Origin of the sequence: Desulfovibrio gilichinskyi (genome assembly GCF_900177375.1) — a bacterium.
Taxonomy (GTDB): domain Bacteria; phylum Desulfobacterota; class Desulfovibrionia; order Desulfovibrionales; family Desulfovibrionaceae; genus Maridesulfovibrio; species Maridesulfovibrio gilichinskyi.
Genome location: NZ_FWZU01000001.1, coordinates 417,025 through 433,921 on the forward strand (window position 1 = coordinate 417,025; position 16,897 = coordinate 433,921).

General features: G+C 40.7%; 20 protein-coding genes and 1 pseudogene. 15 read left to right on the top strand and 6 right to left on the bottom strand.

The genetic code is table 11. From position 1 onward, the window contains the following. The first annotated feature begins 6 nt into the window (after positions 1-6). Positions 7-1,254: a hypothetical protein gene (locus tag B9N78_RS01945; RefSeq protein ID WP_085097539.1), complete on the top strand. Its 1,248-nt coding sequence runs from the start codon at positions 7-9 to the stop codon at positions 1,252-1,254. Positions 1,255-1,265: 11 nt separating this feature from the next. Here the strand turns inward: B9N78_RS01945 and B9N78_RS01950 are convergent, their stop codons facing one another. From B9N78_RS01950 to B9N78_RS01965, 5 genes and pseudogenes are all read right to left on the bottom strand, one after another. After that, positions 1,266-2,237, bottom strand: coding sequence for an FkbM family methyltransferase (locus B9N78_RS01950; RefSeq protein WP_085097542.1), 972 nt, complete (start codon positions 2,235-2,237; stop codon positions 1,266-1,268). 152 nt (positions 2,238-2,389) lie between these two features. Then, positions 2,390-2,482 (bottom strand): annotated as a pseudogene (locus B9N78_RS18535) (integrase core domain-containing protein); the annotation flags it as partial. Positions 2,483-2,841: 359 nt separating this feature from the next. After that, the gene (locus B9N78_RS18280) at positions 2,842-3,192 is read right to left on the bottom strand and encodes a hypothetical protein (RefSeq protein WP_245805436.1); all 351 of its coding nucleotides are present in this window, start codon (positions 3,190-3,192) and stop codon (positions 2,842-2,844) included. 378 nt (positions 3,193-3,570) lie between these two features. Continuing rightward, positions 3,571-4,455: a DMT family transporter gene (locus B9N78_RS01960; RefSeq protein WP_085099243.1), complete on the bottom strand. Its 885-nt coding sequence runs from the start codon at positions 4,453-4,455 to the stop codon at positions 3,571-3,573. 24 nt (positions 4,456-4,479) lie between these two features. Next, complete coding sequence (locus B9N78_RS01965; RefSeq protein WP_085097548.1) at positions 4,480-5,136, bottom strand: LOG family protein; 657 nt, start codon at positions 5,134-5,136, stop codon at positions 4,480-4,482. A gap of 161 nt (positions 5,137-5,297) precedes the next feature. Here B9N78_RS01965 and B9N78_RS01970 point away from each other — a divergent pair, with 161 nt between their 5' ends. From B9N78_RS01970 to B9N78_RS01995, 6 genes are read left to right on the top strand one after another with little or no spacing between them, the layout of a single operon-like run. Further along, positions 5,298-6,902 carry an MBL fold metallo-hydrolase RNA specificity domain-containing protein gene (locus tag B9N78_RS01970; protein ID WP_085097551.1) on the top strand — a complete coding sequence of 535 codons (1,605 nt, stop codon included), beginning with the start codon at positions 5,298-5,300 and terminating at the stop codon, positions 6,900-6,902. A gap of 4 nt (positions 6,903-6,906) precedes the next feature. Further along, the gene (gene rsmD / locus B9N78_RS01975; protein ID WP_085097554.1) at positions 6,907-7,467 is read left to right on the top strand and encodes a 16S rRNA (guanine(966)-N(2))-methyltransferase RsmD; all 561 of its coding nucleotides are present in this window, start codon (positions 6,907-6,909) and stop codon (positions 7,465-7,467) included. After that, the gene (coaD, locus tag B9N78_RS01980) at positions 7,455-7,958 is read left to right on the top strand and encodes a pantetheine-phosphate adenylyltransferase (protein WP_085097556.1); all 504 of its coding nucleotides are present in this window, start codon (positions 7,455-7,457) and stop codon (positions 7,956-7,958) included. Before rsmD ends, coaD begins: the two co-directional genes overlap by 13 nt. Positions 7,959-7,961: 3 nt before the next feature. Beyond that, positions 7,962-8,891 carry a tRNA (adenosine(37)-N6)-dimethylallyltransferase MiaA gene (gene miaA / locus B9N78_RS01985; protein WP_085097559.1) on the top strand — a complete coding sequence of 310 codons (930 nt, stop codon included), beginning with the start codon at positions 7,962-7,964 and terminating at the stop codon, positions 8,889-8,891. A gap of 54 nt (positions 8,892-8,945) precedes the next feature. Further along, the gene (locus B9N78_RS01990; RefSeq protein ID WP_085097562.1) at positions 8,946-9,974 is read left to right on the top strand and encodes a hypothetical protein; all 1,029 of its coding nucleotides are present in this window, start codon (positions 8,946-8,948) and stop codon (positions 9,972-9,974) included. A 24-nt stretch (positions 9,975-9,998) separates the two neighbouring features. After that, positions 9,999-10,952, top strand: coding sequence for a hypothetical protein (locus B9N78_RS01995; protein WP_085097565.1), 954 nt, complete (start codon positions 9,999-10,001; stop codon positions 10,950-10,952). Between the two features lie 75 nt (positions 10,953-11,027). Here B9N78_RS01995 and B9N78_RS02000 read toward each other — a convergent pair whose 3' ends face one another. Then, on the bottom strand, positions 11,028-11,219 hold the full coding sequence (locus B9N78_RS02000) for a twin-arginine translocase TatA/TatE family subunit (RefSeq protein ID WP_085097568.1): 192 nt from the start codon (positions 11,217-11,219) through the stop codon (positions 11,028-11,030). 197 nt (positions 11,220-11,416) lie between these two features. Between B9N78_RS02000 and B9N78_RS02005 the strand changes: the two genes are divergently transcribed. The 8 genes from B9N78_RS02005 to ilvN all read left to right on the top strand — a co-directional run bounded on the left by B9N78_RS02005 (position 11,417) and on the right by ilvN (position 16,860). After that, positions 11,417-11,797, top strand: coding sequence for a hypothetical protein (locus B9N78_RS02005; protein WP_085097571.1), 381 nt, complete (start codon positions 11,417-11,419; stop codon positions 11,795-11,797). A gap of 68 nt (positions 11,798-11,865) precedes the next feature. Then, positions 11,866-12,663 carry a hypothetical protein gene (locus B9N78_RS02010; protein ID WP_085097574.1) on the top strand — a complete coding sequence of 266 codons (798 nt, stop codon included), beginning with the start codon at positions 11,866-11,868 and terminating at the stop codon, positions 12,661-12,663. A 14-nt stretch (positions 12,664-12,677) separates the two neighbouring features. Then, a complete protein-coding gene (locus B9N78_RS02015) occupies positions 12,678-13,361 on the top strand; it encodes an HAD family hydrolase (protein WP_085097577.1) in 684 nt (227 codons plus the stop codon). A 159-nt stretch (positions 13,362-13,520) separates the two neighbouring features. Then, positions 13,521-13,817, top strand: a complete 297-nt coding sequence (locus tag B9N78_RS02020) for a YggT family protein (protein WP_085097580.1) — start codon at positions 13,521-13,523, stop codon at positions 13,815-13,817. 16 nt (positions 13,818-13,833) lie between these two features. Beyond that, the gene (locus B9N78_RS02025; RefSeq protein ID WP_085097583.1) at positions 13,834-14,337 is read left to right on the top strand and encodes a DivIVA domain-containing protein; all 504 of its coding nucleotides are present in this window, start codon (positions 13,834-13,836) and stop codon (positions 14,335-14,337) included. Positions 14,338-14,441: 104 nt separating this feature from the next. Continuing rightward, positions 14,442-14,660 carry a DUF465 domain-containing protein gene (locus B9N78_RS02030; protein WP_085097586.1) on the top strand — a complete coding sequence of 73 codons (219 nt, stop codon included), beginning with the start codon at positions 14,442-14,444 and terminating at the stop codon, positions 14,658-14,660. A gap of 13 nt (positions 14,661-14,673) precedes the next feature. Continuing rightward, on the top strand, positions 14,674-16,365 hold the full coding sequence (gene ilvB, locus B9N78_RS02035) for a biosynthetic-type acetolactate synthase large subunit (RefSeq protein WP_085097589.1): 1,692 nt from the start codon (positions 14,674-14,676) through the stop codon (positions 16,363-16,365). A 12-nt stretch (positions 16,366-16,377) separates the two neighbouring features. Further along, positions 16,378-16,860 (top strand): acetolactate synthase small subunit, encoded by a 483-nt coding sequence (gene ilvN, locus B9N78_RS02040; protein WP_085097592.1) that lies wholly within the window; start codon positions 16,378-16,380, stop codon positions 16,858-16,860. Positions 16,861-16,897: the final 37 nt, after the last annotated feature.

Sequence of the window (16,897 nt, forward strand, 5' to 3'; positions counted from 1 at the left end):
TGAAGGATGGCTGGAGTGAACTGTAAACAAGTTTCTTCAGCCATAAAAGGATGTACTGTTCTTGCAGCTGTGGCAATGCCGGGAGTTTATCGTCTTATTCTCTTTGTCGTTGTTGAAAATTTGTTTGGAATGGCAGAACTTGGCAGATTTGCAAATGACGTTTCAATAGTTTCTTTGATTGGTTTTTTTACAGCTGTCGGATGGGCTGGCATGGTCATGATCAGAGTTCCGCAAAATTCAGGAATTGCAAAGCTGAGAATACTTTTTTCAATAGGCCGCTTTAGTTTTCTGTGGCTTCTTCCTTCAATTCCTCTCATTTTCCTGCTTGATAAATTGGATATTATTTATAATCCGCTTTTATCCTCAGTTCTGCTTGTTGGATGGACCTTTTTTATGCTTTTCAGAAAATTTTTTATTGCAATTAAGAAATACGATTTTTTACTTCTTGCTGAAATTATTCTCCTGACTTGCACGGTAGTTACTTTAATTGTTTTTAAAAATATTCCAGAAATTGTTCCGTATCTTGCTTTTGCTATTCCTTGTCTTGTAATGTCGTTTTTGGGTGGAATTGTTGCTTTTGTAATTGTTCGTAAAGGTGGAAAAGTGTTTTCTAATCACGTGCAAGGTATAGCTCGGACAGGTTTTGAATTTGGTTTAAACAACTTTGTAGGTGGTGGTAAAACTCTTGCTCTAACACCTTTAGTGGTCCATCTCGCAGGAGAAAATTACGGCGGTTTGTTAGGATTGCTCAGCAGTTTACTCGGGATTATGGTTCTTTTCCCTCGAACGCTTTCACAGTATCATTTTCCAGACTTAGCTCGTTTTATTCAGAACGCGGATTATGCCTCTTTTAGAGCTCATCTTTCGTTATTTAGGAAGCAGATATATTTTTCTATTAGCGGAATATGTCTTCTCTCTATCATAGCCTGGGCGGTTCTAGGGTACACACCTTATGCGGCAAGAGTCGATATGCCGGGAGCGTCTATTGTTTTTTACGTAATGCTTTTAGCTTTGGCTGTTGATCAGGTTGTCATTCCCGAGGCTAACTCATTAATGGTCAGGGAGCTTAGTACAATAATGCTTACGGTAAATATCGGAGCGTCCATTTTGTTTGCCGTCTTATTGGTAGGTCCGTTTTTCTTTAAATGTGGTCCGTTGGTTTCACTTTATATGATTCTCGGAGCTTATTTCGTATCAAATGTGGTGCGTTCAACTTGGTTGGCAAAGCTGTCCGGAGATAATTTACCTAAATGATTACATTATTTTTAATTGATTTCTTGAAGATCTTTTAGAAATGATTCTGTTTTAATTTTTGAAAAGTTAAACTGAGCTGGTACCGCCACAAAATTATATCCTTTGCATTTAATGGATTTTATAGCCTGTGCATCTGATATAGAATGAATTTCCGGAAATCCGGATGTCAATGAAAATATTTTGTGATGACCTTGGGCTAATAGAAAAGATGTTGATATACATTCTTGATCTGATCCATGGCATTCATAAATTATAATTATATTTTTTTTAGCAAATGTTTTAGCCGCTCCATTTATTGCAGCATATTCTGCGCCTTCAATGTCAAGTTTCAGGACAATGGGTCCGTTATAATTATTTAAAGGGGTTTCGCGGATTAACTTATCTATTGTTATAGACTTTGTTTCTACTATCCGTCCTTGAGCTTCTTTTTCTGATTTGATTATACGCGCTGCGGCATGCCTACGCCTGAGGTCAAATAATAGAATTTTTTCATCAGTGTCTGAGATTGCATTGTGAAAAATTTGAAAGCGTGAACCGTTCAGTTCCCAATTGCGCTTGAGTTTTTTGAATGAATCTGGTGATGCTTCAACTGCAAACACGCGGTCAGGTGGCAACATTGATGAAATAATCACGCTCCAATAGCCCATGTTGGCCCCACAATCGATCCACGCAAAATCTTTAGGTAAGACACTTTTGACAAATGATAAAATCTCAGGCTCGTACTTAAAATCTTTAAAAATCATTCTAGACCAGTAGTAGTCTCGCAGATCAATCTCAAAAACGAGTTTTGCAGATAAGACTATCTTAACTATTAACGGTGGGAATATTTTTTCAAAGATCAGACATATCCTGCCGATTCCTCTGTATCCATATCTTTGAGTGAGTATCCCTGCTAACTTTAGAATTGGAAGTAATAATTTTGCCAATGCGGATATAGGTAATATTTGGGGGTATTTGCATTTTTGGGGATTTAGATTCTGCATATTGAGGCCTTCCCTTATTCTGTACCGGTCAAATCTAGATAAATTTGGCCTTCTGACTTTTAGAGTTAGGCAAGAACGAAATCGTTTGGCATCTGATCTCCCAGAGAGGAGTGCGGACGAACTCGTTATATTCCTTGCGCCTGTAACAAATAAAAACCAGTTCGTATTCAAACATTCATCCCAAAAAAATCCGTTAAAGGACTCGATGAATGGATTATCCGTCGGTTTTACGGTCTTGAAAAAAACAGAGTTATTTCATTTTCATACGTTCATTTATCAAGAGTTTAGGAATAAATTCACTGTCGTTAGCCACTTGGATTCGCATCTCTTTTAGGCTTTAAAGAATAGGAAGCCATTTTAAGTCTGTCAACAACCTGATTTTTTAATTGACGGTTCTCTATTTCAAGCGGTTTTAACCGGAGCAGGTCTCTTACTCCACACTCTATTTTTAAATAGTTTAGATTAGTGGGAAGAAGTAAGTATATTATTGTTTTAGAATTTAGCCGTATAATATTTAATGAAGGTCTTTGAGGAATAAAAAAAAGCAGCAGATAACTGCTGCATCAAAGTAAGCGAAGAATTCTAATTTTTAATTAAGGATTATCTATTGAGTGATTCTATCAGCTTTCTTTGACACTTTATTTATCGGCTGGTTTAAATCTGTTAAGTTGACCCTGTTATAGAATAAGTCTTCAGGGGTTGCCTTTGCAAAGAGTTCTTTTAGAAGAACATTAAAGAATAAGCTTTTGCTGACATCCAGTTTTGCACATGCTGTTTCTACTTTTTCTATGATATCCGGATGTAAGTAAACTTCTGAAAGTGTTTTGTGCATTTTGCTCCTAATCAGTTTTGATTTGTTTAAATTTTTTATGATACTGAATAACTGTTCAACTACGCAAATATTCCATATGGCTTTTATATAGTCCTTATATGGAAAAAATCTAGTAGATATCACGATCTTAACTCATATGTTGCATAGTTGAAGCTTATATTTGAAAGAAGGTTGAACGCTTGTGCAGCTTTGGATGAAATCTTTTGCACAAAAGTGCAATTATTGTGTGCAAAAAATGTGCACATAAAACTGCATTTATGTAATATACTTAATTTAAAGGATAATTTTTTTGGCACGCTTGATGCTATATGCTTAGTAACCTGAGTGAGACAAACTTCACCCCCCAAGTTGGTTGTCTAAAGCTCAGTTAAACATACAGTCTTCATTCCTTATCATCACTCCTTAAGCACGTAAGGTCGGGACCCCTCCATCCCGGCCTTTCGTGCGTTTAGAGCTTTTTACACTTTATTTTAAAAAAATGAAGAACACGGCGTGTGATGATTATTTCCTGCCTGTCTGCTGAATGATATTCCCGCCGACTATGAAAAGAAGCCCTATTAAAGTGGATGGCAAAATTTCTTCCCCTAAAATAAAGTGAATAAGTACGAGAGACAGGAACGGTGAAAGGAATATCAGATTACTGATTCTGGCTGTTTTTTCGGTGAGCTTTAGAGCTTTAAGCCATAGCGCAAAAGTAATTCCCATTTCAAAGAGCCCTACATAAGCAGCCGAAAGTACGGCAGGCAGTTCAATAGGCGGCGGGCCGGTAAAAATAAGCATTGCAATCGTGACTAGAGGTAATCCCAGACAGAAGTGTAGGAAAAGCTCAATTAATGGGTCACTTTTACTTTTGGTATTGTAAATCCAGTATAAGGCCCAAAGTACGGTGCTGAGGAGAGCAAGAAATACCCCGAATCCGTTGCTGAACTGGATATTTAACAGATTCCCATGTGTGGATATCACTACTACGCCGAGATAGCTTGTGAATATGGCTGCAAGTTCGCGCGTGCTTAGTTTTTGTCCTAATAATGGGATAGAAAGTAGCGACAGAGTTATCGCCCATGTGTAGTTGAGCGGTTGCGCCTCTTGCGCAGGCAGCAGGGAGTAAGCTTTGAAGAGTACTATATAGTATAGAAAAGGATTTAATATTCCGGGCAGGGCACATTTGAGTATGTTTGATATACTCATTTGTGCAATCTGCCCGATTTTTTTTTGAACAATAAGAATAATCAGCAGGGTCAATGTAGAAAAGGCCACTGCATAAAAAAGCAGTTGCAGCGGTTCCATATATGAAAGTGCAATTTTAAAAGCAGAAGCAACCGTAGACCAGATCAGTACTGCGGCCAGTCCGTACAGATATGCCTTTTTCTGATCTTTTGTTTCCATGATCTGCCAGTTCACTGCGGCTTGCTAAATTATTACATGCTTCTTGATATGTGCAACAGCTTCTTCCGGTGAATCTGTCACCATGAAAAGATCAAGGTTTTCTTCACTGCAGAAGCCGTCAGCAACTAAACTTGTTTTGAACCAGTCTATAAGTCCGCCCCAGAATTTAGTACCCATAAGGATGATCGGGAAAGGTTTAATCCTTTTTGTCTGAATAAGGACCAGAGCTTCACTTAATTCATCAAGTGTTCCGTAACCGCCAGGCATGGCAATGTAGGCTAAGGCATATTTTACAAACATTAATTTACGGATAAAAAAGTAATTATAGTCACTTTTTAACGACAGGTAAGGGTTTGACTTCTGTTCAAAAGGAAGGTGAATGTGCAGACCTATTGATTCTCCGCCAGCTTCAAAACAGCCTTTGTTTCCTGCTTCCATAAGCCCAGGACCACCGCCTGTTATGACTGAATATCCAGATTCAGCAAGGAGTTTTGCCAAGCGTTCTGTTTGCTCGTAGAGTGGTTGATCCGGTGCTACGCGCGCGGAACCGAATATTGAAACAGCCGGTCCGATGTCACTCATCGTATCGAATCCGTCGACCAGTTCAGCCATTATTTTAAAAAGTCTCCAAGACTCCTGCATGGAGAGATCGTCGATAACATATTGTCTTGATTTATGCATTTTGACCTCGTAGCTATGTTATAAAATATGATCAGATAGTTGCTAACTATTGCCTGAAATCCAATATTGGTGCATGTAGCAGTGCATTCGAACTACCAAAAAAAGAATGATAATGATAGTATAAAAGGCGAAATTAACGGTGTGATCATACTGGAGGATTTATGAAAATTACTTTTATGGGCGCAGCTAGAACTGTAACCGGTTCCTGCTACATTATTGAGACTGAAAATGCCAGATTTGCAGTTGATTGCGGGTTGCATCAAGGTAATGCGGAAATTGAAAAGCGGAACCGCGGAATAAGTGATTACAGAGTTAAAGATCTGGATTTTATACTTATTACTCATGCCCATATTGATCATACCGGACTTTTACCTGCTGCTGTCAGGGCCGGTTTTAATGGTCCTATTTATATGACTCAGCCTACGCGCGACCTTCTGGATATTATGCTCCTCGACAGTGCCCATATTCAGGAAATGGAAGCCGAGTGGGCGAATAGAAAGAGACTTCGCAAGGGGCTTGCACCGATAAGCCCTATTTATGAGCAGAAAGACGCCATAGCGACAACTCCGCTGATGAGAACCATTCAGTATGGATCTACTTTTGAGCCTGCTGAAGGGCTGACAGTTAATTTCAAAGATGCCGGACATATCCTAGGTTCTGCCTTTATTGAACTTTGGGCAAAAGAGAATGGTGAAACTATAAAAGTTGTTTTCTCCGGCGACCTTGGACATAAAGATCAGCTGATTGTCCGCAATCCGTCCATTGTTGAAAAAGCCGATTACCTTTTGATGGAATCTACTTACGGAGATCGTAATCACAAGGATTCCTCAAACAGTTTGGATGAACTTGCCGAGGCTATTGCATGGAGTTATTCCAACGGTGAAAAAGTGGTTATCCCTGCTTTTGCGGTTGAGCGTTCTCAGCAGCTTATTTATTCACTTTTTTTACTGTATAAAGCCGGAAAACTTCCAGATGATATGCCGGTGTACCTTGATAGCCCACTTGCTATCAAAGCAACTGAAATTTTTAGAAATCACCCTGAATATTTTGACCTTGATACAAAGGAATTGCTGCAAAACGGGGAAAACCCTCTTTCGCTGCCGAATTTGAAATTTACACTTGATACAGAATCTTCACAGGCTATTAACAATACATCCGGACCTGCTATTGTAATTTCTGCAAGCGGCATGGCAAATGCCGGACGCATTAAGCATCACTTAAGGCATAATATCTGGAAAAAAGGTGCAAGCATCGTTTTTGTAGGATATCAAGGAGTTGGAACACCGGGGCGTAGAATAGTAAACGGTGCTGAAGACATCACTATTTTCGGCGAAAAACTCAAAGTTGAAGCTAAAATTTTCACCATTAACGGTTTTTCAGGACATGCCGGTCAGGATGAAATGATTGATTGGCTTAAGCATTTCGATAAACCGTCCATGAAAATAATTTTGACTCACGGCGAAATAAAAAGTCAGAAGGTTCTGTCAGACAGAATTTCTAAGGAACTTGGTTATGAAGTGCACATTGCGGAGTACCGCGAAGAATTGATGCTTACTCCGCGCGGTGAAATGGAACCGATTGTTAAGGGACAGGCTATTCAGGAAATTGATTGGGAATTCCTGCTCAAGGATTCAGAGAAATTGTTTGGAGAGTTCAGGGGGAGACTTGATAAAGTTAAGTCTCAGACATTTATCGGTCAGACTGAACTTAGGGATAGATTACTTGAAATTAACCGTCAGGTCATTGAACTGATATCGGAATTATAGGATAATGAGATTAGTAAGCGGTAAATACGGCGGGAGAGTTATCAAAACCGCCAGCGGTCCCGGATATCGTCCGGCGACATCAAAAGTCAGGCAGGCTGTTTTTTCAATGCTGGAATCTCGCGGCATTGAGTGGGATGGCTTGCGTGCTGCGGATATGTTTGCCGGAAGCGGTAGTTTGGCTATAGAAGCACTCAGCCGCGGCGGTGAGTTCTCTTTCTTTGTTGAGAAAAACGGAAGGGCTGCGGCTCTGATTAAAACCAATTTAAAAGATCTAGGCGTACCCGCATCAGAGTATAAAGTTTTAACGGCGGATTTATTTAATGTGCTTTCAAGGCCGCCGGAGAAACCGTTTGATTTGATTTTTATAGATCCTCCTTATGGTTATGATTTGTTACCTAAAGCTCTTGATTCTGCCTTGGAAAACGGATGGCTGGCTGACGGAGGATTTGTTCTTGCAGAGGTTGAGGCGCAAGTTGAGCCGCCGCATTCAGTATTAATTGATGAGCTTAGTCTTCTTTCAGACAAGCTCTATGGTCAGACGAGGATATTATTATGGCGGAAGTAAAACAACTTACAGCAGTTTTTCCCGGAACATTTGATCCGTTTACCCGCGGGCATTTCAGTCTTGTAACAAGAGGACTTAAAACTTTTCATAAAGTTATTGTCGCAGTTGCCGGAAGTACTTCCAAAAAATGCTGTTTTTCACTTGATGAACGTGTGGATATGGTTTCGAGAATTTTTGAGGCTGAACCTCGCGTAGAAGTTCAGTCGTTTGACGGTTTACTTGTGCATTATGTGCAAAAAAGTCCGGCAAATGTTATTATGCGCGGTTTACGCGCTGTTTCTGATTTTGAGTATGAATTCCAGATGGCTCTGATGAACAGACGCCTTGATAATGATATTCAGACGGTTTTTCTTATGACCGATTATAAATGGATGTATCTCAGTTCTACTATTATAAAAGATGTCGCTGTAAATGGCGGCGATATCAAGGGATTGATTCCAAAACAAATTTATGAAGAAGTTGTGGAAAGACTTGCGCCGTCCGGTAAATAAATTATGGATAATCGTAAATCCGTTGTCTGTATATTAGGACCGACAGGAGCAGGTAAGACCGCAACATCTTTAGGCATGGCAAAACGTTTCCCCGCGCGCATTATTAACTTTGATTCACGTCAGGTTTATAGAGATTTTCCGGTAATTACCGCTCAGCCCAGCCCGTGTGAAAGAGCTGTCTGCCCGCATGATCTTTATGGATTCATGCCGACCACAGATGTGATTACTGTGGCAGATTTTGTTGAACTTGCTCATGAAAAAATTGAGCAGGCTGCTGGCGATTTGCCTATACTCGTCGGTGGTACAGGTCTTTATTTAAGAGCACTTACTTCAGGACTTGCTCCTATTCCTGATATCCCGGAAGAAGTACGGACAAGAGTCCGTAAAAGAGTGGAAGAAGAAGGTTCTGCAGCTCTGTTTGCGGAACTTGAAAAGGTTGATCCGGAATATGCCAAGTGTACGCATCCTAATAATAAACAACGCAATTCCCGCGCAATCGAAGTTTATGAGGGGACCGGTAAAAAATTTACATGGTGGCACAATCGGGAAGTTCCTCCTTCGCCGTACCGTTTTCTTAAGATCGGGATAAAAGTTGATCTTGATACTTTGACGCCGCTGCTTAACCGCCGGATTGATCAGATGATTGCAAACGGAGCAGTGGATGAAGCCCGCAGAGCATGGGAAATTTGTCCTGATGAAAATGGACCGGGGTGGACCGGAATAGGGTGCAGTGAACTGCTTTCCTTTATCAAAGGTGATATTGATCTTGATGAGGCCAGACTATTGTGGGCGAAGAATACCAGAGCTTACGCAAAACGGCAGTTAACATGGTTTAATCGGGAAAAAGATATTCACTGGTTTTCTCCAGATGATTCCGGCAAGATTGTTGAGTTTGCAGCAGCGTGGCTTGCGGAAAGTAATGCGGAAGGGTAAGTTCCGTATGCACGGCTGAAACGATTGATCCGTAAAATTTAAATTGGAAGAATTATGAGATTATATTCATTTTTAGCTTTTCTTTTTTTGCTTCTTGCTCCGCATGCTCTTTATGCAGGCGGAATTTCTAATGAGCAGGGTTATGTTGTTGAAACTTCAGGTAGTTCAATTAACTGGGGCAGCGGGCTTATTTCTGCTTCAGCGGAAATTCTACCTATGCAGGATACTCTTGATTCAATGAGGACAAAAGCTATTGCGGTCAGGGAAAGCGGCGTTAAAGCTCGTAAAAATTTGCTGGATTCAATCCTTGGACTATCACTGAGCAGTTCAGAAACAGTAGCACAGGCTTTTAATGATGACATTAAAACAGCTACAACGCTTCGCGGGGTTGTTCAGAATTCACTTTTGCGGACAGAAGATACTCCGGACGGGAAAGTCAAAGTTACAGCATCTTTGAATATTATAGGTGACCTTGCTTCTATAATTATTCCTCCTACATTGCCATTTCTTTCCGGCATTGCGCCGACTTTATCCGAGGGCAGAGGCGGGGAAATAGAGCAGGCTGTGACAGGCGAAAGCGGATTGGATGCTGCTTCATACAGTGGAGTTGTCATCGATGCCAGAGGTCTTAATTTGATTCCTATGTTGTTGCCGGTGATTTATGACGGTAAAGGGGTGGGAATATACGGACCTTTCAAAGTCAGCAGAGACTCTGTTTTAAAAAATGGTCTGGTTTCGTATGTATTTGATTCCTCTTTAGGAAGTTTCAGGGAACGGGTAGGAAACTTTCCTCTTATTGTAAAGCCTGTCAGCACTCAAGGAACTGTTCGCGGAAACCTTATCTTGTCACTTGATGATTCAATTAAATTCAGAGCTGCTCTCAAAAGAAAGTCTGTTATTGATAATTGTGCTGTGGTTATTGTCATGGACAGACCCGAAAGCGGTATTAGAGAACAAAGTGTAGAGAGTGAAGGCGCATATGATGTCGGTACTGTTTCTGCACAAAAAAAGTCTCCTGTAATCGGTTCTAAATTACAGGAAGCACCGATAGTTGATGAAGGTTCATCCCCTGCTTTGCAGTAATAATTTATAGATCGGAGTATTCACTTGATCTTTTCAGAATATATTAAAAAAAGTTTTTTTGTCTTGTGTGTGTTGATGATAACAACGGCTTCATCTCTTCCTGCTTTTGCCGTCAATGTTCAAATTTTTAAGGCTCTGGAAGAAGGAGTTTCCAGCAAAGATCTGCGTGCAGAAGCTGTTTCACAGGCTTTTGCTCAGGCTCTTATGTCTGAATCAGTGCGTATGATCCCTGCGACCTTGTCTGCTGAACGCAGTAATGCTTTAAAAGATATGTTTACTACGCATTATGAGGAATTTATCACAGGATATCGCGACATGGACGTAAAATTTCAATCGGACGGAGTTGCGGTCCGTATTGATGTTAATGTCAACCGGAGCGAGCTGCGGGCTGCATTAAAACGAATGGGTCTTTTTTCAGATACTAACAAAAGCGTTAAAGCGGATATCTCCGTTTCAAGCGGTAAAGTTAAGCTTAGTGAATCGGAGCAGGCTGGGCTTGATGCAGATCTGCAAAAGCTTATGGTTTTATTCGGGATTCAAAAAGTAGTTTCAACAGAACCGTCTATCCCTAAATTAAATCTCACTCAAGTTTCAAAGAACAGGTGGAACGGTGACCTTGTTTCCGCTCATGGAAAATGGAATGCATCCGGTCGTACCGTTGAAACAGTCTGGAATAGTTTGTGGGCTAAATATTTTAATTCTGAAAATGTTCAAAGCACTATGAATCCAAAGATTGTTCTGGTTGTTAACGGGTGGTTTAATCCTGACGGCGTTCAGGAATTCGACAGAATGCTGAAGTCATGGGATTCAGCCGTGCAGGAAGTAAAACTGCTTGATGTAGAAATGAAGCCGACAGCAGTCTCTGCAAGCTGGTCTCTGGAAGTTTCTGATCAGTGGGTTTTGAAAAGCTATCTGAATGATTATCTGCCTTCCCGTGGGTTATCCTTTAATCTTGATGGTCTTAGCGGCGATAAATAAGATAGGTAAAAAAAGTAAAAACCCCGGATTACACAAGGTAAACCGGGGTTCTTTCAGGCAGATCAAAGGTTGCTGTTAAGCGTCCTTATCCTTGTCTTTGTCTTTTGACGGAGTTACGTCAATTTCTTCAGACTCACTACTGGCCTTTTTGAAATTTTGAATTGCACGGCCTAGCCCACTTCCCACCTCAGGAAGTTTTTTGGCACCGAATATCAGGATAATAATACCCAAAATCAAGAGAATTTCTGTTATTCCTAATCCAAACATTTTTTCCTCCAATGCTAGACGGTATTGAACTTTTACACTTGCTAAGCAGTAAGGTCAAGAATGACTTTTATTATTGAAAGCTCTTGTAAAAACAGTCTTTATTAGACTTTACAAAGTTAAAATGGCTAAATAGTACTTTAGTGAAGCATGCGCATTATGTTATGCTAAAAATATAATTTTTGTTTAGGAGTCTCTCTTTGGCAATTATCTCCAGAATGCCGGGACATATGTGCCGTTTTTATAAAAAAGGCAGATGTCTTTATGAAGAATTATTGAACCCCGGTTACAATAATAAATGGCGCTGCAAAATGCTTTCCGGTCTTGAGGATGAGTATGATAAACTGTTGCGACAGGCTGAAGCCTTTAAGTTGAGCGCGGAAGTCGTTTCAGAATTATGGAATGTGCGAATTGCTGAGCACCGAGCTTCTACAGGCGGATGCTATAAGGCTGCCTTTAAAGGTGTGGATACTTATCCTTTGTGTTCTGACGGTTATGAAGATATCTGTTTGCTGGAACTTCCTTGCTGTGAAGGTGTTTGTCATAATTTTGTGAATTTAGAAGGGAAAACTTCATCTTAGGGTTAAATAAAATTTTTACTTTTGTTTTAATTTTTTAAAGTTTCATCTTTAACCTAGGGAGAATTGCCATGTTGATATACTTTCCGCAGTTGCACGCAGAGTTGATTGCTAAAAAGGTTGAAGGCGCACTTATTTTTGATCCAGGAGTGGATAGGGTGCAGACAGAGGATATTCTTACATTTCGGCCTGAGAATCTTCCGGTTGCAACTGACGTTTGCCGTAAAATGATAGTTGATTTTGTCAGTTACGGTGAGAGCCTCGGCAAAATGTTGAAGATGCTGTCTACGTCTGTGTCCAATCAAAAGGATCAATTCGGTGAAAGATCTTCCGCTATTGAAAGTGAGCTTAATAATCTTATTCGTGAAACTCCGGCTGAAAAGGAAACGGATACTCATCTTATTCAGAACCAGTTAATACTGGCTCTGGTGTACGCTTACGAAGAAAAACATCTTGAGCTTGTTAAAATTGAGAGCAACTTGAATGATAAGTGGGCCGGATTCGGGGAAAGCCTGGGGCTGGATGAAGATGAGAGCACGGATCATCAGATTAGAACTCTTGGAGGCTTGATTTCTAATGCCCCTGTTCAGAGCGGTACAAGAGTCGTTCTGCCGTGGCAAAAGGTCCTTGAAAGCATGGCTGCGTTTTTACCTGAAAATTCAGCACTGGTCACAAGTGATATCGATGCCGTTTCATTCTGGCGTGATTTGGAACTTGATTTTTATGAAAAAGAAGATGTTTTGCCTGAGAAAGCGACAGTTGTAAGAGACAAAGTCTGGAAGCTTTTAGGACTTTCAGGTGTGCCTGATGAAAAGCCGTGGCTTGATCGGGAACTCCTTGTAGTTCTTGCTGTGCCGGATGCAGAATAAATGAGGTTTTATACATGCAGGGAATATTTTTAAGCGACATAACTCCACCAAACGTTATTAAAAAAATTAAGGGAGTTATTTTTGATTGTGACGGTGTTTTGATCAGTTCATTCGAATCTAATATGTGGTACTATAATTGGTTCAAAACCAGATTCGGGCTTCCTGATATGGATAAGGATGAAGAGCAATATGTTTTCGCACATACTGTTTTTGAATCGTTGAAGCATATTTTGCCTAATGAAAATTATCAGGAAGCTCTTGAACTTAGAGATTTGCCGGAACTTAATGAAGCTTTGTCTTACATAAAAATACAAGACGGTCTTCGTGAACTTCTTGTATGGCTCAGAGATAATAATATCCGCATGGCCGTTAATACGAATAGAACTGATTCGTTATCTACAGTTTTGCAAAATCTGGATATTGAAGAATTCTTTTCACCTACGGTTACATCTACGCTTTTACCTAATGCAAAGCCGCATCCTGATGGAGTATTTTATATTCTAGGCGAGTGGGGAATGAAAGCGGAAGATGTTGTTTATATAGGCGATACGTGGGTTGATGAAGTCTGTGCGTCCAGATCTGGCGTCGAATTCTGGTCATTTTGCAGCCCGAAACTTAATGCTTCGTTGCATATTCCAGATTACTGGGTTCTTAGAAATTCACTTGAAAAAGTTACGAGGAATGTTTGGTCCAAGTAGGAATATGTTCACGTTTGTGAATTCGAATTTAAATAATAAATACATTTTGTTATTAAACCCTAAAAAGTGTTGATTCTTAGGGCTTGCTGTGACAATTTGTAATCAAGAACGGAACAATATCTTAACTTTTCCGTTCTATGTCCGTTAGGAGTACAATAAATGGATTACGTGATTCTTGCTGTAGCTAAAGTTCTTTCGATCGTTCTTAATCTTTATATGTGGGTGGTTATTATTTCCGCTCTTATCACCTGGGTGAACCCGGATCCTTACAACCCCGTTGTGCGCTTTCTGCGCGGAGTAACTGAGCCTGTTTTTGCAAAGGTTCGTCAGTATCTCCCATTCCTCAATATCAGCGGTATTGATCTGTCACCTATTGTGGTTATTCTGGTTATTCAGATGCTTGATATTGTCTTGGTGGGCAATCTTACAAGATTGGCATATGGACTCGGAATGTAGTCTCCGGAGGTAACTGATGACCCTTTCAAAGATTGATTTGCTAAATAAGAAGTTTTCTAAATCTCTTTTCGGGTATTCAAAAAGTGAAGTAGATCAGCTTATGAACGAGCTTGCGGATGTTCTCGGCACAATCGCCGATGACAAGAAACAGCTTATGAAGAAGATTGAGCGACGTGATACTTCGATCGGGGAATTTCGTCAGCGCGAAGAAACTCTTCGTGATACTTTGATGACAACTCAAAGAATGATTGATGATCTTAAAGCAACTGCCAGAAAGGAAGCTGAACTTATAATAAACGAAGCCCATTCCAGAGCGGAAGTTATTTTGCAGCAGGCCCATAATCGGTTGGCTCAGATTCATGAAGATATCAACGAACTTAAACGACAGAGAACAAGGTTTGAAGTAGAGCTTAAAGCTGTTCTTGAGTCTCATTTAAAGACACTGGAGATCAGTAATCCTGAACTTGAAAAAGTTGAAGCGATTGAAGCCAAACTTAAGTTTTTCAAAAAAGCAAAATAAAATTTCGAGTGATAGAACTTTGGTATTTGTCCTAAGTTGTACCGCGTCAGATGGAATTCCCCACTGACGCTTGAAAAATGCAAACCTCTGCAAAGGAGTTTCAAATGGAAGCTAAAGACATCGATTTGATTAAAACCCTAGTTGGTCAGGATGCGGAAATTAGCGGGCTTTGGGATCAGCATAAAGAGCTAAAAAAAATTATTGATAAATTTGAGAAAAAAGGCTTCCTAAATGAAACTGAAACTCTTGAATTAAAAGAACTTAAGAAGAAAAAATTGGCCGGTAAAACGAAATTGCATTTGTTACTTGAAAAATACAAATAATAGGGAGAGAGCCATGGAGCTCACCGGAGCTCAGATATTTCTTGAATGTCTGAGAAAAGAGGGAGTTGAAGTTGTTTTCGGATATCCCGGCGGCGCGATAATCGATATATATGATCAACTTCCAAATTATCCTTTTAAGCACATATTGGTTAGGCACGAGCAAGGGGCAGTCCATTCTGCTGACGGTTATGCCCGGGCAACAGGTAAAGTAGGCGTAAGTCTGGTTACCTCAGGCCCAGGAGCAACAAACGCTGTTACCGGTATTGCAACTGCATATATGGATTCAATTCCAGTAGTTATCTTTACAGGACAGGTACCGACGCCTTTAATAGGTAATGACGCTTTTCAAGAAGTTGATATCGTCGGAATTACCAGACCGTGTACGAAGCATAACTACCTGGTCAAGGATATTAAAGCCTTAGCTTTTACAGTAAGGCAGGCTTTTTATCTTGCCCGCTCAGGAAGGCCGGGGCCTGTAGTTGTTGACCTGCCTAAAGATATTATGCAGGCCAAAACTGAATTCATCTGGCCTGAAGATGTGTCCCTGCGAAGCTATCAACCTAATCTGTCGCCTCATATCCGTCAGATTAAAAAAGTTGCCAAGCTTATTGCCAATGCCGAAAGGCCTGTCATTTATGCTGGCGGCGGGGTTGTTAGTGCCGGTGCTGAGGAAGAACTTACTTGGCTTGCCAAGAACCTGAATATTCCGGTGACAGCCACTCTCATGGGGCTAGGAGCCTTTCCCGGCAATGATCCCTTATGGCTTGGGATGCTTGGAATGCATGGCACCTATGCCGCAAACATGGCCATAAACAATGCGGACCTCGTTCTGGCAATCGGAGCGAGGTTCGATGACCGTGTGACTGGAAAAGTAGACACATTTGCCGCTAAAGCCACTCTCGTCCATATCGATATAGACCCAACTTCAATCCAAAAGAATGTAGCTGTCCACGTGCCCCTTGTTGCCGATTGCAAAAGTGCATTGTCAGCCCTGAAAGATGTTATTGAACCTACCCTCGAACAAACTTATTCCGAAGATTCTCACGCTGTATGGGTACAGCAGGTTCAACAATGGTCCGAGGTTCATCCTTTGCGCTATAATAAAGGCGGAAAGTTTATTAAGCCTCAATATGTTGTTGAAAAAGTCTACGAAATCAGCAAAGGGGACGCGATTATAGCTACTGAGGTCGGTCAGAATCAGATGTGGGCCGCTCAGTTTTATAAATTTAAAAAGTCAAAATCTTTTCTGTCATCAGGCGGTTTGGGTACGATGGGGTATGGACTTCCTGCTGCCATCGGCGCACAAATGGCTTTTCCGGACAGACTTGTTGTGGATATTGCCGGTGACGGTTCTATTCAGATGAATATTCAGGAATTGATGACGGCTGTCTGCAATAACCTTCCGGTCAAGATTGTTATTTTAAATAACGGCTATCTCGGTATGGTTCGTCAGTGGCAGGAACTTTTTTATAACCGTAATTATTGTGAAACCTGTATGGATGCTCAGCCTGATTTTGTAAAATTAGCTGAAGCATACGGTGCTGTCGGGTTCAGAGTAACCGAAGAGAAAGATGTCGTACCGGTACTTACGGAAGCTTTTGCTCTCCCTAAGGTTTGTATTATCGATGTTCGGGTTGATCCAGAGGAGAATGTTTATCCTATGGTTCCTGCCGGAGCGTCTTTATCCGACATGTTGCTCGTTTAGGAGGATGGAATAATGAGACATACTCTATCCGTCATGGTTGAAAATGAGCCCGGAGTTCTTTCCAGAGTTGTAGGTTTGTTCAGCGGACGCGGATTTAATATTGAATCCCTTAATGTTGCTCCTACTTTGGAAGAAGGCGTATCGCTGATGACCATAACGACTATAGGTGATGAACAGATAATTGAGCAGATTGTTAAGCAACTGCGAAAATTGGTTACGGTCATTAAAGTTGTTGATCTCACGGCACTTAAAGCTGTTGAGAGAGAGATGGTCATTCTTAAGGTTAATGCTGAAGATGCTAAGCGTGCTGAAATTTTACGTATTGTAGATATTTTCAGATGTAAAGTTATTGATGTCAGTGTAGACGAGCTGACCCTTGAAGTTACCGGTGACCATGGTAAAATAGAGGCTTTGATCAATCTGCTGGCCAGATTCGGTATTAAGGAGATTGCCCGCACAGGTACTGTAGCCATGAAACGGGCATTGCAAAACTAATCAAATTTCAATCAAATTTTCGGCATAGAAAGCCTCC